The sequence below is a fragment of the Vibrio sp. IB15 genome, assembly GCF_016406055.1.
Lineage (GTDB): Bacteria > Pseudomonadota > Gammaproteobacteria > Enterobacterales > Vibrionaceae > Vibrio > Vibrio chagasii.
Window position 1 is genome coordinate 45273 of record NZ_JAEFCE010000005.1, and the last position, 14654, is coordinate 59926.

The following is a 14654-nucleotide window of genomic DNA, read 5'->3' on the forward strand; positions in this document are numbered from 1 at the left end:
CATTATTGAGTGACCAAGGTTGTAGTTTCGTACGGCGTAAGCAAAAAACCACCTATTTTCAAAGCCACTCAAACTCATCATTTACCTGCTTTTTCTCGAACTTCTGTGAGCTTAGAAGCAATTCGATTCACGCCGTCATGAGCAAAGATTTCGTCTAGGTTCATCGATAGTTTACGACGCCAGTTCGGGTACTCATCTACCGTGCCAGGAATGTTTACTGGCTGGTCCATTTCTAACCAATCTTCCAATTGAACACTTAGCAATGTTGAGCCACCAGCAGCAACGTGTAACTGCAATGCTTCAGCAAGGTAAGAATCCATTGGTACTTGGCTCGCGTCACGGCCTACACCTTCAGGTAAGAAACCATGCCATGCCACAGAGTCTAGGATACCTTGCTTACATTCAAGACGGTCATCAAACAAGCCGTTCAGCTGCTCCTGATCTGGGTACAGACCAATCTCTTGACCCATTTTCAGGTCATCGCAGTGCCAGAAGCCACGTAGTGTTGGCATATCGTGAGTACATAGTGCCGCCATCGACTGTTCAGCATAATGAGCAGGTGAGATGAAACCACCATCTTCTTCTGATGTTTCGAAGAAAAATACCTTGTACGAGTGAACACCCGCATCAGCCAAGATATCGACAATCTCATCCGGCACAGTACCTAAATCTTCACCGATAACGCTACATTGGTAACGATGAGATTCAAGAGCAAGAATCGACAGCATGTCTTGAACTGGATAGTAGATGTAAGCACCTTTCGTTGCATCTTCACCTTTTGGAATCCACCATAGACGAAGCAGACCTAATACGTGGTCAATACGCAACGCACCACAGTGCTTCATGTTTGCTCGAAGCAACTTGATGTAAGCGTCGTAGCTTGTTTCTAGAAGCACTTCTGGGTTCAGTGGTGGTAAGCCCCAGTTTTGGCCTAGAGGACCAAGGATATCTGGTGGAGCACCGATGCTCGCATCCATTACTAGGTTGCCTTCGTCAGCCCATGTCTCGCTGCCTGAATCTGCAACACCAACCGCTAGGTCTCGGTACAGACCAACCGCCATACCTTTCTCTTCAGCAAGCGATTGAGCATCGTTGATTTGGCAATCTGCTAACCATTGCAGGTACATGTAAAGATGCACTTGCTCTAGGTTCTCTTTGATGTATTTCTGTGTTGCTGGGCTGTCGAATGTGCGGTATTTCTCAGGGAATACCGGCCATCCCCACATACCAGAATCTTCAGCATGCAGTTCACCGTGCAGTGCATCAAACGCCGCTTGGTGCATCAGGCTATCGCCGCCCTCTTCCACAAATGCTAGGAAGGCTTGTGCACGATCGCTGTTCTTGTCTAGGTGACGAGTCTTAAACTCTGCGAATAGCAAAGGCAAGATACTCATCTTCAACTCAGACACTTCGGTGTAGTTCACCCAGTGTGCATCACGAGCTTTCTGTAGGCGTTGTTGGAACTCTGCGCTGCCTACAGTTTGTTGTGCTTCTGCACTTAATGCGAATTCAGGTACTGAGCTCACATCAATGTATAAGATGTTCAACCAACGACGTGACGACGGGCTGTACGGGCTCGCACCTTCAGGGTTCGCAGGGAACAATGAGTGAATCGGGTTTAGGCCGACAAAGTCACCGCCGCGAGACGCGATATCAGCAACCAACTGTTTTAGGTCACCGAAATCACCAATACCCCAGTTGTGCTGAGTTCTTAGTGTGTAAAGCTGAACACTTGGCCCCCAAAGCTTTTTGCCTTGCTCAATTGGAGACTGCTTGAAACACGCTTTTGGCGTAATGATCAGTGTCATCTCGTAAGGCTTCTTACGGCGCTTACGGCTCACAATTAGCTTGTGATAACCCCATGCCAAATCACTTGGTAATGCAAACACTAAAGGGCCACCCTCGGCACGCTCATCACGAACGACTTGAGATTGAAGATAGCCTTCGAGTACCTCTCCTTGCTCGGTTTCTAAGCGCCAGCTGAACTCGCTTTCACGAGCACTAACACCTAAATTCAGCGCCACTTCTACTGGCTCACCATCACGCAAGACAAGAACTGGGTCTAGTACATCTTTTTTGTGTTTTCTTTCTGCTGACTTTAATAGTGCATCATCGCTGCTTGTATCGTAGCCCAATGAAGCCAATAGAGACGTAATAGTTTCGTCTGATACCTTTGCTTCATCGCCCCACGCACTAACGTAACTATCGGCAATGTTTGCCATTTCTGCGACTTGTTTTAATACGGTCTGTTCTTTCATCGCTCTCTCCGAAAACGTTCTGACGCTTTCAATTTTTGTAGGGTTGTTTATTTAATTTTTTACTAATCAATTAGCTTGTGACAATCAGATTGTAAGCATTGCTATCGGATAAGCCGTCTGTTTGCTCACAAGCTAATTGAGCCAAGGCAGAGGCTGCCTTGGCTACATGGGAACTATTAACGGTTAACCGCTTCTAGTTTCCAGATGTTGTTCACGTAGTCGCGGATAGAGCGGTCTGATGTGAACTTACCAACCAATGCTGTGTTAAGAATCGCTTTCTTAGCCCAACCCGCTTGGTCTTTGTATTGCGTGCCCATGTCTTCATGCGCTTTCACGTAAGAAGCAAAGTCAGCAAGACATAGATATGGGTCACCACCATCTAGCAGGCTGTCAAACGTTGCACGTAGAAGGCCTGGTTGACCTAGTGTGAACTCTTCACCTGTTAGTAGATCAAGTGACGCCTTCAGTAGTGGGTCTGCATTGTAGTAATCGTATGGGTTGTAACCCTGAGCTTTCAGTGCTTGTACACCATCAACGTCTAGACCGAAGATGTAGATGTTCTCATCACCCACTTCTTCACGGATCTCAACGTTCGCACCATCCATCGTACCGATAGTCAGAGCGCCGTTTAGAGCCATCTTCATGTTACCCGTACCTGATGCTTCTTTACCCGCTAGCGAGATTTGTTGAGAAACGTCAGCTGCCGGAATGATGATTTCCGCCATGCTTACACGGTAGTCAGGGATGAATACCACTTTAAGCTTGTTACCAATGCGAGGATCGTTGTTGATCTTCTCTGCAATCTTGTTAACCGCGAAGATGATTTCTTTCGCTAGGTGGTAACCCGGTGCTGCTTTCGCTGCAAAGAAACATACGCGTGGCTCACACTCAAAACCAGGTTCGTTAAGAATACGGTGGTACAGAGATAGAATGTGTAGCAAGTCTAGGTGCTGACGCTTGTATTCGTGTAGACGCTTGATTTGCACGTCGAAGATAGCGTTAGTGTCTAGCTCGATACCCATGTTCTCTTGAACCCAATCAGCAAGGCGCTGTTTGTTTTCTTTCTTAACCGCCATGAATTCTTTTTGGAATTTCGCGTCTGTCGCGTACTTAGCAATACCTTCTAGCTGCTCAAGTTTTGCTGGCCACTCTGTACCAATCTTGTCAGTGATAAGCTTAGATAGACCTGGGTTACAGAACTTCAACCAACGACGAGGCGTGATACCGTTTGTTACGTTAGTCAATTTGCCAGGGAAGATTTCGTTGAACTCTGGGAACAGGTCTTTCTTAACCAACTGAGAGTGAAGTGCTGCTACACCGTTTACTTTGTAAGAGCCGATTACACATAGGTTTGCCATGCGAACCATGCGGTGGAAACCTTCTTGGATGATAGAAAGCTTCGCTTGCTTCTCACCGTCACCAGGCCACATCTTACGAACTTCTTGCAGGAAGCGGTGGTTGATTTCAAAAATGATTTCCATGTGACGTGGAAGTAGACGCTGGATTAGCGACTCAGACCAAGTCTCTAGAGCTTCTGGAAGTAGAGTGTGGTTCGTGTATGCAAATGTGTGTGCACTTATTTCCCACGCTTCATCCCAAGATAGGCCGCGCTCATCGATAAGAATGCGCATTAGCTCTGGGATCGCGATTGTTGGGTGCGTATCGTTTAACTGGATAGTCTCTTGCTTAGGAAGATCCGCTAGAGAGAAGCCTGCTGCTTCGTGACGACGTAGGATGTCACGTACAGACGCTGCAGAGTGGAAGTACTGCTGCATTAGACGAAGCGTTTTACCCTTCTCGTGGTTATCGTTCGGGTATAGAACCTTAGTAATGTTACCCGCATCGATTAGCGCATGTTGTGCTTCGAAGTAGTCACCGTTGTTGAAGCTTGCTAGTGAGAATGGTGCAATTGCCTGGCATTCCCAAAGACGCAGTGGGTAAACCGTGCTTGACTCGTAACCAACGATTGGTAGATCCCATGGCATTGCTTTTACTTCCATACCTGGAACCCAAGTACGCACTTCTTTACCGTCAATGTATTCAACTTCAACATGACCGTAAAAACCAATGTGTTGCGCAAGTTCTGGACGAGCGATTTCCCATGGGTAGCCTTCAACGCCACGCCATGCATCCGGTGCTTCTTTTTGACGCCCGTCTTCGAAAGACTGCTTAAATAGACCGTACTCATAGTGTAGGCCGTAACCTACTGTTGGGAATTCTTGTGCTGCACAAGAGTCCATGAAACATGCTGCTAGACGACCAAGACCACCATTACCTAGTGATGGATCACGTTCTTCTTCTAGAAGGTCCGTTAAGTTCTGGCCTAACTCTTCCATTGCATGCGTGATCTGTTCGTACAGACCCATGCTGATTAGGTTGTTACCCGTTAGACGACCAATCAAGAATTCTAGCGAAAGGTAGTTCACGCTCTTCGCATTTTTGATTTTCTCGTCATTTTCAGTTTCTAACAGGTCAAATGTTGTAAGTTCGGCTAACGCGCGACCCATTGCTAGGTACCATGCGCGGCTATCTGCGTTTTCTATAGTAGTTGCGTAGGTTGCAGATAGATGTTTCTTAACGCTTTCTTGGAACGACATTTTATCGAAAGTTTTTTGCTGAGTTGGTTTCATTTCAGAAATCTCGCTTTTAATAGTTCTAATTCATCTGTGACATATCGTGCATGGTCACCAGAAACTAAACATCCTCCCGCTAACGCGCCAAACAAGGAGTAGATGGGAGGGCGTAGGGGGCGTACCGACATAGGGTTAGTGATCTGACTCTCATGTTCTGACTTCGAACAAAAACTTGGAGTGACTAAGATCACAAGCTCCCGTTCGATAACTTAACTTCGGTTGATGTGATTTTTATTTGACCTAATCAGAGTCATTGTCAAATCTGAGTTTCAGATCACGAAAATATTTTCCGGGTATCATCTTTTGCATTAAATGCAGTGCAAACAGAAACAAAGTCACATTATCGAACCACCACATTTTGTGAGAAAAGTCACAAATAAAGGGCGTAGAGACTCAAAAACATGCAGGAGTGCAAGGTTTCTGCGGAGGATCATAGTCGGTGTCGTTTTGCTTCACGTAATATGAGTAAAGACTTAAGTAATTAGGCTAGTGTCATTGGACAGCACTCAATGCGTGCTTGATAGATTCCAGACCATAGCCACGGAATAGGTGTAAAACTTCGACATGTGGATCCCTTCGAAACTGACTCGTCCCGGCCGCTTACACAATGCAATTCTGCGTCCTAGGGTTCTCGATCTGCTTCAGAATGCAGATTGCTATAAACTCGTACTGTTCCGCTCCCCAGCTGGATACGGCAAGACCACCATGGCTGCCCAGTGGTTGGTAGAAAAACCTAACGTAGGTTGGTATAGCATCGATGATAGTGACAACGATGCCTTCCGTTTCATCAACTACCTACTTCAATCACTCAATAAAGCGACGCAAAACGCCTGTCCTAATGCGCAAAAACTGGCAGAGAAAAGACAATTTTCATCGCTGCATTCTCTATTAAGCGAAGTCTTCGCCGAGATGTCTGAATTCCATCAGGAATGTTTCCTTGTATTGGATGACTATCACCTGGTTAACAATGACGACATCCACGAAGCCATGCGCTTTTTCCTAAAGCACATGCCCGACAACCTAACGCTTGTTGTGACCAGCCGCGGCACACCGCCACTGGGTACAGCAAACCTTCGCGTTCGTGACTTAATGATCGAATTAGGCAATGACTCTTTGGCATTCGATACCGAAGAGACGACACGCTTCTTTAATCAGCGCGTTGCCGATGGTATTGATGACACAACCGCCGATAGTATTTGTAGTTATGTCGAAGGTTGGCCTTCTGCGTTGCAACTTATCGCCCTTCAAGCACAGCACCAAAAACGCACACTGGCGCAGTCTGCTGAGTCATTCTCTCACTTCAATCATGCTCACTTGTGGGATTACTTGGTTGAAGAAGTCTTCGACCTGCTGGACAAAGAAACCCGCCAGTTCTTGATGCAATGTTCTGTACTTGATCACTTTAATGATGAACTGGTATGCGCGCTTACTCAGCGTGAAGACGCACTCGGTATGATCGAGTCTCTAAACCGATTTGGTCTGTTCATCTACCCTCTTGAAGGTGAGAAGAACTGGTATCGCTTCCACAACCTGTTTGGTGAATTCCTTGCTCATGAACGCCAAGCTCGCATTCCGCAACAAGAAGCTGAATTACACCGCAGTGCAGCAAAAGCCTGGATCAAAAAGAAAACACCTCACCAAGCCCTACGTCACGCACAGCGCGCCGATGATCCTGATTTAATTGTTAAGATCCTCAGTGAACACGGTTGGCAAATGTTCAACCAAGGCGAATTGTCATCACTAGAAATGGCGATCAAGCAGCTTACAACCGATCAGCTCTACAGCGAGCCAAAACTGTCGATGCTACGGGCATGGCTAGCGCAGAGTCAGCACAGATATGATCAGGTGGGCACCCTGTTAGAAGAGGCAGAAACTCAGTATCAAGCACGAAACATCGAGCTAGATACTCAACAACAAGGCCAGTACAACGCCTTACGTGCACAGGTAGCCATTAACAGCAACGAACCAGAGAAAGCACTCGAACTCGCAGAGCTTTCTCTAAGCCAGCTTAATACCACGGTTTATCGCAGCCGCATTGTGGCAACCTCAGTTGTTGGCGAAGTCAATCATGTCATGGGTAACCTGAGCCGCGCTCTACCAATGATGCAGCAAACTGAGAAGTTGGCTCGCCAGTATCAGGTTTACCATCAAGCACTGTGGGCGATTCTTCAACAAAGTGAAATCTTGATTGCTCAAGGCTACGTTCAAGCGGCATTTGAATTGCAAGACAGCGCGTTCAAGTTGATTGAAGAACATCAACTTCAATACGTACCTCTACATGAATTCTTGCTACGCGTACGAGCTCAGATCTTCTGGTGTTGGAACCGTTTAGATGAAGCGGAAGAGTGTTGCTACAAAGGCTTAGATATCCTCGGTCACCACTCTCCAAGTAAACACCTTCATAGTTACTCAATGCTAGCTCGTATTTCATTGAGCCGTGGTGAGATCGACAAAGCGTCGAAGTTTATTGACCAGATCCAACACTTGTTACGCCAATCAACCTACCACGTTGACTGGACGGCGAATGCTTCACTGTCTCTGATCTTGTTCTGGCAAGTGAAAGGCGATAAAGATGTAATCCGTGACTGGCTAAGCGTTGCTGTAAGACCGGAGTCTGCTAGCAACCACTTCTGTCAGCTTCAGTGGCGAAACATCGTGCGTGCTCACATTATTCTTGAGCAATATGAAGAGGCTGAAGAGGCATTAGCATTCTTAAAGAGCGAAGCACAGCGCTCACACTTGATTACCGATACGAATAGAAACTTGATCGTCGAGGCTGTTTTACGCACGCAAATCAACGATGAAGACAGCGCACGTGTATTACTTGAAGAAGCCCTACACATGACCAACCAAACAGGCATGGTCGGTAACTTCTTGGTCGATGGTGGCACTATCGGACATATCTTAGATAAGTTGAGCAACAAGCCAGGCCTAGGTGATTTAGAACGTCACCGAGCACAACAAATCATGAAGGATATCTCGACCACTCAGCGCAGCCGCTCCGTTCACTTTGATGAAGACTTTGTTGAAAACTTGGTTAACCACCCGAACATTCCTGAGCTTGTGCGCACCAGCCCACTCACTCAACGTGAATGGCAGGTACTGGGCTTGATCTATTCTGGGTTCAGTAACGAGCAAATCGCTCAAGAACTGGATGTAGCAGGCACCACGATCAAAACTCACATTCGAAATCTTTATCAGAAGCTCAACATTGCTAACCGTAAAGAAGCGATAAGCACAGCAGAGAATTTGTTGCAGTTAATGGGTTACTAAACGGATTCGAAATTCGAGAAAACACAAGCTGGTCACCGACGGTGGCTGGCTTTTTTTTCACCTGAAATTCAGAGCCTGAAAGTATAGAGGCGGGAGTAGAAAAAGGAGAACACCAAATGACAGGCAAAAAAATAGCCAACCGCAATAATCGCGATTGGCTCTATATATTTGTGAACAAATCATAGGTTCACTAACAACGTCAGTTGGCTAGGTGACCCTCGGCTTAAGAAGGGTCGATTAGTACTATGCAGTTAGCGTGCCAACTTTAATTAGGCATTTTATAAGCCCTGCATCGCATAAAAGCGGCTAATTTTACATGCGAATTGCAAAGTGCATTTGCATAATGCAATCAAGATGCAATATTGATAAGAGACCAGTTTCATCCCTAGCATTAATGATAAATTACTAAGTGACTGTATTTTAAATGTTAGGCAGATATTCACATCAACGTATTGCCTTACAATTAAGAGAGTAAGAAAAGCACCTTCTTAGTAGCATATTCATACTTTTTTGACAGCAAAGTTTGTATACTGCACGAAATCACCCTCAACTCTATGAAGCAATGAACTACTTAAGTACTTTTTTCAAAGGCATGGCCATGGGCGCGGCTGACGTTGTCCCAGGCGTTTCAGGCGGAACCATCGCATTCATCACAGGTATTTACGATACGCTTTTAGAAAGCATTCGCAGAATTAACCCTAGCGTACTTGGTTTATGGAAGCGCGAAGGCTTCAAAGCCGCGTTTAACCACATCAATGGCTTTTTCCTAATTTCATTATTCGCTGGCGTGTTCACCAGCATTGCGACATTCGCAAAACTGATTTCTTGGTTATTGGTCACCCACCCAGTTCCACTGTGGTCTTTCTTCTTTGGTTTAATCTTGGTGTCGGTTTTCCACATTCTTAAGCAAGTAGAAAAGCGCGATATGATTCGATTCGTCTTTCTACTGCTTGGCGTTGCCTTCGCTTATAGCATAACTGTGCTTAAGCCACTGCAAATGGAGCCAACCAGCATCAACGTCTTAATTGCGGGTGCAATTGCTATCTGCGCGATGATTTTACCCGGTATTTCAGGCAGCTTTATTCTGCTCCTGATTGGCATGTATGGCCCAGTGCTTGGCGCCGTTAAATCATTTCAAGTCGATGTACTTGCGCTATTCCTTGCGGGCTGTGTGCTCGGACTGCTGACTTTCTCACATGTACTGTCTTGGCTATTGCGTTCATTCCGCGACTTCACGCTTGTGTTCTTAACTGGTTTGATGATCGGTACGCTGCCTAAGATCTGGCCTTGGAAAGAGACCATCAGCTGGCGCATCAACTCTAAAGGTGAGCAAGTGCCTCTCATTCAAGAGAACTTGTCTCCATTTAACTTCGAAGCCGTCACCTCTCAGCCTTCTCAACTGACCTTGGCTGTGATCATGATGTTGGTTGCCATCGCATTAGTTCTTGGCTTAGAAAAGTTTGCCGAGCGCAATGCTGACTAACCTCTAACAATCGAGCGGCATTTCGCATGTAGGGTGCTTTCCTTAAATAGCGACGTGTCAGTAAATTGAATCAAAGCGAAGCTACTGGCTTCGCTTTTTTATATCTACCATACGCACAAAATTGCTTTTTGATACAAGCACGTATTGAGTGGTGTGATACCATCGCCGTTCTTATAAAATCAAATGAGAACACGACATGCACCCAGCATTAAAGGTTGCTGCGCTCGGTATTGCGCTGGTCGCTGGCTTTTATGGACCACAGGCAGTCGAGCAATTTAAATCGGTAGTAGAGAGCCACTCTCCTGACGTCAACTTAGATGACTACTGCATGCTTTCAACAACATCGTGTGAGCAAGACAGCGTTGCTATGACCCTTGAGCATGAAACAGCTCAACCTCTAGTCCCAACAAAAATCAAAGTGGTGTGGGAAGGCGCGGCCTCGGAAACCTTGATGCTATCGCTGACCGGTTTAGAGATGGAAATGGGCTCAGCACGTTTCCAATTAAAAAATACTGGTAACAACATCTATGAAGGTGATGTCATTTTGCCCGTGTGTACCATGGATCACATGACTTGGCTTGGTGAGCTCACCGATGGTGTTGAAACCGTAAAACCTGCAATAAGGATGACAAGATGAGTAAGAATTGGTCGCTAGCGCTGGTTGTAGCGTTTGTACTTGGCTTTGGAGTAAAAAGCTATCTCGATGGTCAAACAGAGGCTCAAGAGCAACACGTTGAAAAACAACAATTCTCCGAAACAACGCTTTTTGGAAAAGACAACCAACCAATAAAACTCTTTGACGAAACCGATGACAGAATTCGTATCGTTTACTTTGGCTTCACACGCTGTCCTGACGTTTGCCCAACGTCACTAGCGATGCTAGCTGGAGCCCTCAACCAAATCTCTGATGAATCGAAAGCCAAGATTCGCCCGATGTTTGTTTCTCTCGATCCAGAGCGCGATGCCGCGGAAGCGTCATATAAATACGCGCAGTACTTCAACCCAATGATTGAAGGGATGAGTGGTCCATTGGATGTAACCACGAATCTGGCGCATAAATACGGTGTTATTTTCAGAAAGACACAGCTTGAAGATTCAGAGCTAGGATACACACTTGACCACAGCTCATATTTCTACTTTTTAAAGCCCAACGGTACCTTGATTACTAAAGTACCGCACACGTTGACGCCTGCACCAATTGTTGAAGCGATCAACACATTGACGCGTTAGAGTGCTAAGAAACTCTAGAAGCTCTAGAAACAGCGTGTACAAAAATAAAGAACTCAACCAATAGAGTTCGAAACGTAAAGTCAGGTCCCAGACCAACACATAAAACAATAAGGACAACAACATGAAGTTAAAAGCACTTGCTCTAGCAGGCTTATTGCTCACTCCTCTTGCTCACGCAAAAAGCGACATCATGGTACATGACGCGTACGCTCGTGCGACACCGCCAACAGCGGTGAACAGCGCAGTATTTACGACCCTAATGAACCATAGTGACAAAGATCGCGCTATCGTTTCTGCGACAACACCAGCTGCAGGTAAGGTAGAGCTTCATGATGTTATCGTTGAAGGTGACGTGATGAAAATGCGTCAGGTTCAACAGATCACAATCCCTGCTAATGGTGAAGCCGTACTTAAGCCTGGCAGCCTGCACATTATGTTATTCGACCTTAAAAATGGTCTAAAAGAAGGTGAGCAGATCGAAATGACACTGACTTTCGCGAATGGCGAAACACAAACTTTCGAAGCACCTATTAAGAAAGTGATGAGTGGCATGAAAAAGATGAATCACGATCACCACTAATTGTAGAAACTGATGCTCATGAGGCTTATTAAGAGTCGCAACACATATCGGTAAAAAATTAGACAAAACGAGCCACGATGACTTCTCGCCATCGTGGCTTTTTGTTAAAATTTGCTCGCTTTCTGTGCAAAGCGTGACCACATTAATAACCAAGGAGAATAGAAGATGATTGTAATAAAAACACTAAAACTGGCAATAAAAGTCATGCGTTAATTTTGTTTGGTTAAACCAACTTTAATCTCGAACTACCAACATTAAACCACCAGCTGGCTACCGCACACTTTTACCCGGTTTACACCTGATCAAAGCATGCTCACTACGCATGAATCAATCCGGGGTCCTATCTATTTGAATTCGAACCAAACTCTAACGCATTTTTGACGTCACGACGCTTTTTGAGCTTGTAACGATTCTGGTCTCACCAACGATAAGAGATCTCACAAGAAGTAAATGCTCCCATAAGAAAGCTCGCACGTCTGGGTAAATAGACATGAATTCACAAACTACACTTTCTCATCCAATATCACTTCAACAACTTGGATGGCAACCTGTATTTCAACAACAACTGACACTTGAAGATTACGACCATTCAGTAATAGCACGTATCACCGCGCACCATCGCATTGGCTACACATTGGCGTCTGAGCAGGGCGAAATCACTTTACCCATTCATCACAACCAACCCGCAATGACCGTTGGCGATTGGGTAATATTGAACTCTGAACTGCAATTCGATCGCTTACTCGAACGCCAATCGCTCTTTAGCCGAAAAGCTGCGGGCAGTCGTGTTGCTGAACAATATATTTCAGCCAATATCGACACAGTGTTTATCGTGGTTTCATTGAACAACGACTTTAATCTGAGTCGCATTGAACGCTATCTAGCACTTGCCAATGAAGCCCAAGTTGAAGCGGTTATCGTCCTAACTAAGAAAGACTTGTGTGACGACTGGGAAGACAAAGTACGACAGGTACAAAGCTTAGACCCGATGCTCATGATCGAAGCGGTCAACAGCCTAGATCAAGACTCAACCCAAGTACTTTCACCTTGGTGTAAAACCGGCAAGACCGTCGCGCTAATGGGCTCTTCTGGTGTGGGTAAGTCAACTTTGGTTAACTCATTGCTAGGTGAAGCATCGCAGGCAACTGGTGGTATTCGTGAAGACGACAGTAAAGGACGTCATACAACGACATCACGATCGCTCCACTTGCTCGAGTCAGGTGGCTTGCTACTCGACACTCCTGGAATGCGAGAGCTACAACTTGCAGACTGCGCTGAAGGCGTAAGTGAAACCTTTTCAGACGTAGAAGAGTTAGCAATGCACTGCCGCTTCTCTGATTGTCATCATGAATCAGAGCCGGGATGCAAGATAAGGGCTGCTATTGAGAGTGGTGAACTGTCTGAAAGACGATTTACTAACTATCAAAAGCTACTGAGAGAACAAGCAAGAAACGGCGCTTCTCTAGCAGAGCAACGCGCTAACAATAAGCAGCTGTCCAAAATGTACCGAAACGTACAGTCAGAAAGCCGCAACATTAAGAAAGGCTCTGCTTAAACAGTTGACGCATGGCCGCGAGCTAAGTTCATAGCTCATCGTTTAACTGAAAACTTCAAGCCCCATGATGTTTATCGCAAGGGGCTTTTTTTCAACGTGATGGGGAAGCGACTATTTACGCACACAATGTTCTCACCAATCGCCATTTACACCCTCTAATTTACAGTATATTAGCTCCATCAAATATGAATTTGCAGATTTATAGCTCAATCAAAATACATTTATTTAACATTTAGCTCTAAAAACACCACGTAGTGCAAACAATCACACTAAAAGTAAACTATTCCTAGACACCCGCTACGATCCAGCTAATATGACCGCCCATTCCACTAGTGTATAGTCGGATTCGGTACAACTTTATAAAAGATACATCACTATAATAAATTAACAATTGCAGGTATTTTATGCAAAATCACAACATGCTCGCCCGCATCGCTCGTGGGAATCTTGTCCTACAGATCCTTGCTGGTATTGTTTTCGGTGTCGTTCTCGCCATGGTTTCTCCTTCAGCAGCTCAAGACGCAGGCCTTTTAGGTAGTCTGTTTGTTGGCGCTCTGAAAGCTGTTGCCCCAATTTTAGTATTCATTCTTGTTGCAGCTTCTATCGCAAACCAAAAGAAAGGTCAGCATACTCATATGCGTCCAATTATCGTGCTTTACTTGATTGGTACCTTCTCTGCAGCACTAACAGCAGTAGTACTGAGCTTCATGTTCCCAACCACTTTGACGCTAGTTGCTGGCGCAGAAGGTGCTACTCCTCCTCAAGGTATCGGTGAAGTTCTTCACACGCTTCTATTTAAACTTGTAGACAACCCAGTAAGCGCGCTAATGAACGCAAACTACATCGGTATTCTTGCTTGGGCTATCGGTCTTGGTCTTGCTCTGCACCACGCATCTGCAACAACAAAAGCGGTTTTCGAAGATCTAAGCCACAGTGTTTCACACATTGTTCGCTTCATCATTCGCCTAGCGCCATTTGGTATCTTCGGTCTCGTTTCAGCGACTTTCGCAACCACTGGTTTTGAGGCGCTAGCAAGCTACGGTCAACTTCTAGCGGTACTACTAGGTTCAATGCTAATCATTGCTCTAGTGGTTAACCCACTGCTTGTTTTCGTTAAAACAAAGCAGAACCCATACCCTCTAGTATTCCAATGTATTCGTGAATCAGGTGTAACTGCATTCTTCACTCGTTCAAGTGCTGCGAACATCCCAGTAAACATGAACCTTTGTAAGAAACTAAACCTAGACGAAGACACTTACTCTGTATCTATCCCACTAGGTGCAACCATCAACATGGCTGGCGCTGCAATCACTATCACTGTGTTAACGCTGGCTGCTGTACACACTATGGGTATTGAGATTGATATCTTCACTGCTATCCTACTAAGCCTTGTTGCTGCGGTATCTGCATGTGGTGCATCTGGTGTTGCGGGTGGCTCACTGCTGCTTATCCCTCTAGCATGTGGTCTATTCGGTATTTCGAACGATGTTGCGATGCAAGTGGTAGCGGTAGGTTTCATCATCGGTGTGATTCAAGACTCTGCTGAAACTGCGCTTAACAGCTCGACAGACGTAGTGTTCACAGCTGCAGTATGTAAAGCTGAGCAGAACAAAGCTTAATTAGCCTTTATTCGCTCGTAAGC

Annotated in this window: 9 protein-coding genes; 7 read left to right on the top strand and 2 right to left on the bottom strand. The window is 45.6% G+C overall.

The window, feature by feature from the left end:
- Nucleotides 1-77: 77 nt before the first annotated feature.
- Both malQ and JC606_RS03120 read right to left on the bottom strand, forming a co-directional pair.
- Nucleotides 78-2258 (bottom strand): 4-alpha-glucanotransferase, encoded by a 2181-nt coding sequence (gene malQ / locus JC606_RS03115; protein WP_198777948.1) that lies wholly within the window; start codon nucleotides 2256-2258, stop codon nucleotides 78-80.
- Between the two features lie 176 nt (nucleotides 2259-2434).
- Entirely contained in the window at nucleotides 2435-4888 is a 2454-nt protein-coding gene (locus tag JC606_RS03120; protein WP_198777950.1) for a glycogen/starch/alpha-glucan phosphorylase, read from the bottom strand.
- 567 nt (nucleotides 4889-5455) lie between these two features.
- Between JC606_RS03120 and malT the strand changes: the two genes are divergently transcribed.
- The 7 genes from malT to sstT all read left to right on the top strand — a co-directional run bounded on the left by malT (nucleotide 5456) and on the right by sstT (nucleotide 14631).
- Nucleotides 5456-8164, top strand: a complete 2709-nt coding sequence (gene malT, locus JC606_RS03125; RefSeq protein ID WP_198777952.1) for an HTH-type transcriptional regulator MalT — start codon at nucleotides 5456-5458, stop codon at nucleotides 8162-8164.
- Nucleotides 8165-8726: 562 nt separating this feature from the next.
- The gene (locus JC606_RS03130) at nucleotides 8727-9647 is read left to right on the top strand and encodes a DUF368 domain-containing protein (RefSeq protein ID WP_137406206.1); all 921 of its coding nucleotides are present in this window, start codon (nucleotides 8727-8729) and stop codon (nucleotides 9645-9647) included.
- A 196-nt stretch (nucleotides 9648-9843) separates the two neighbouring features.
- Nucleotides 9844-10284 (top strand): hypothetical protein, encoded by a 441-nt coding sequence (locus tag JC606_RS03135; protein WP_008215856.1) that lies wholly within the window; start codon nucleotides 9844-9846, stop codon nucleotides 10282-10284.
- Complete coding sequence (locus JC606_RS03140; protein ID WP_137406205.1) at nucleotides 10281-10877, top strand: SCO family protein; 597 nt, start codon at nucleotides 10281-10283, stop codon at nucleotides 10875-10877. The genes JC606_RS03135 and JC606_RS03140 overlap by 4 nt, the downstream gene beginning before the upstream one ends.
- A 121-nt stretch (nucleotides 10878-10998) precedes the next feature.
- On the top strand, nucleotides 10999-11457 hold the full coding sequence (locus tag JC606_RS03145; RefSeq protein ID WP_063525377.1) for a copper chaperone PCu(A)C: 459 nt from the start codon (nucleotides 10999-11001) through the stop codon (nucleotides 11455-11457).
- Nucleotides 11458-11947: 490 nt separating this feature from the next.
- Complete coding sequence (gene rsgA, locus JC606_RS03150) at nucleotides 11948-13012, top strand: ribosome small subunit-dependent GTPase A (protein ID WP_137406204.1); 1065 nt, start codon at nucleotides 11948-11950, stop codon at nucleotides 13010-13012.
- Between the two features lie 404 nt (nucleotides 13013-13416).
- On the top strand, nucleotides 13417-14631 hold the full coding sequence (sstT, locus tag JC606_RS03155) for a serine/threonine transporter SstT (RefSeq protein WP_004740432.1): 1215 nt from the start codon (nucleotides 13417-13419) through the stop codon (nucleotides 14629-14631).
- Nucleotides 14632-14654 lie beyond the last annotated feature (23 nt).

Bases quoted from the DNA above. Each gene is read 5' to 3' on its own strand.
- malQ (WP_198777948.1), bottom strand. From the start codon at position 2,258: ATGAAAGAACAGACCGTATTAAAACAAGTCGCAGAAATGGCAAACATT.
- JC606_RS03120 (WP_198777950.1), bottom strand. From the start codon at position 4,888: ATGAAACCAACTCAGCAAAAAACTTTCGATAAAATGTCGTTCCAAGAA.
- malT (WP_198777952.1), top strand. From the start codon at position 5,456: ATGTGGATCCCTTCGAAACTGACTCGTCCCGGCCGCTTACACAATGCA.
- JC606_RS03130 (WP_137406206.1), top strand. From the start codon at position 8,727: ATGAACTACTTAAGTACTTTTTTCAAAGGCATGGCCATGGGCGCGGCT.
- JC606_RS03135 (WP_008215856.1), top strand. From the start codon at position 9,844: ATGCACCCAGCATTAAAGGTTGCTGCGCTCGGTATTGCGCTGGTCGCT.
- JC606_RS03140 (WP_137406205.1), top strand. From the start codon at position 10,281: ATGAGTAAGAATTGGTCGCTAGCGCTGGTTGTAGCGTTTGTACTTGGC.
- JC606_RS03145 (WP_063525377.1), top strand. From the start codon at position 10,999: ATGAAGTTAAAAGCACTTGCTCTAGCAGGCTTATTGCTCACTCCTCTT.
- rsgA (WP_137406204.1), top strand. From the start codon at position 11,948: ATGAATTCACAAACTACACTTTCTCATCCAATATCACTTCAACAACTT.
- sstT (WP_004740432.1), top strand. From the start codon at position 13,417: ATGCAAAATCACAACATGCTCGCCCGCATCGCTCGTGGGAATCTTGTC.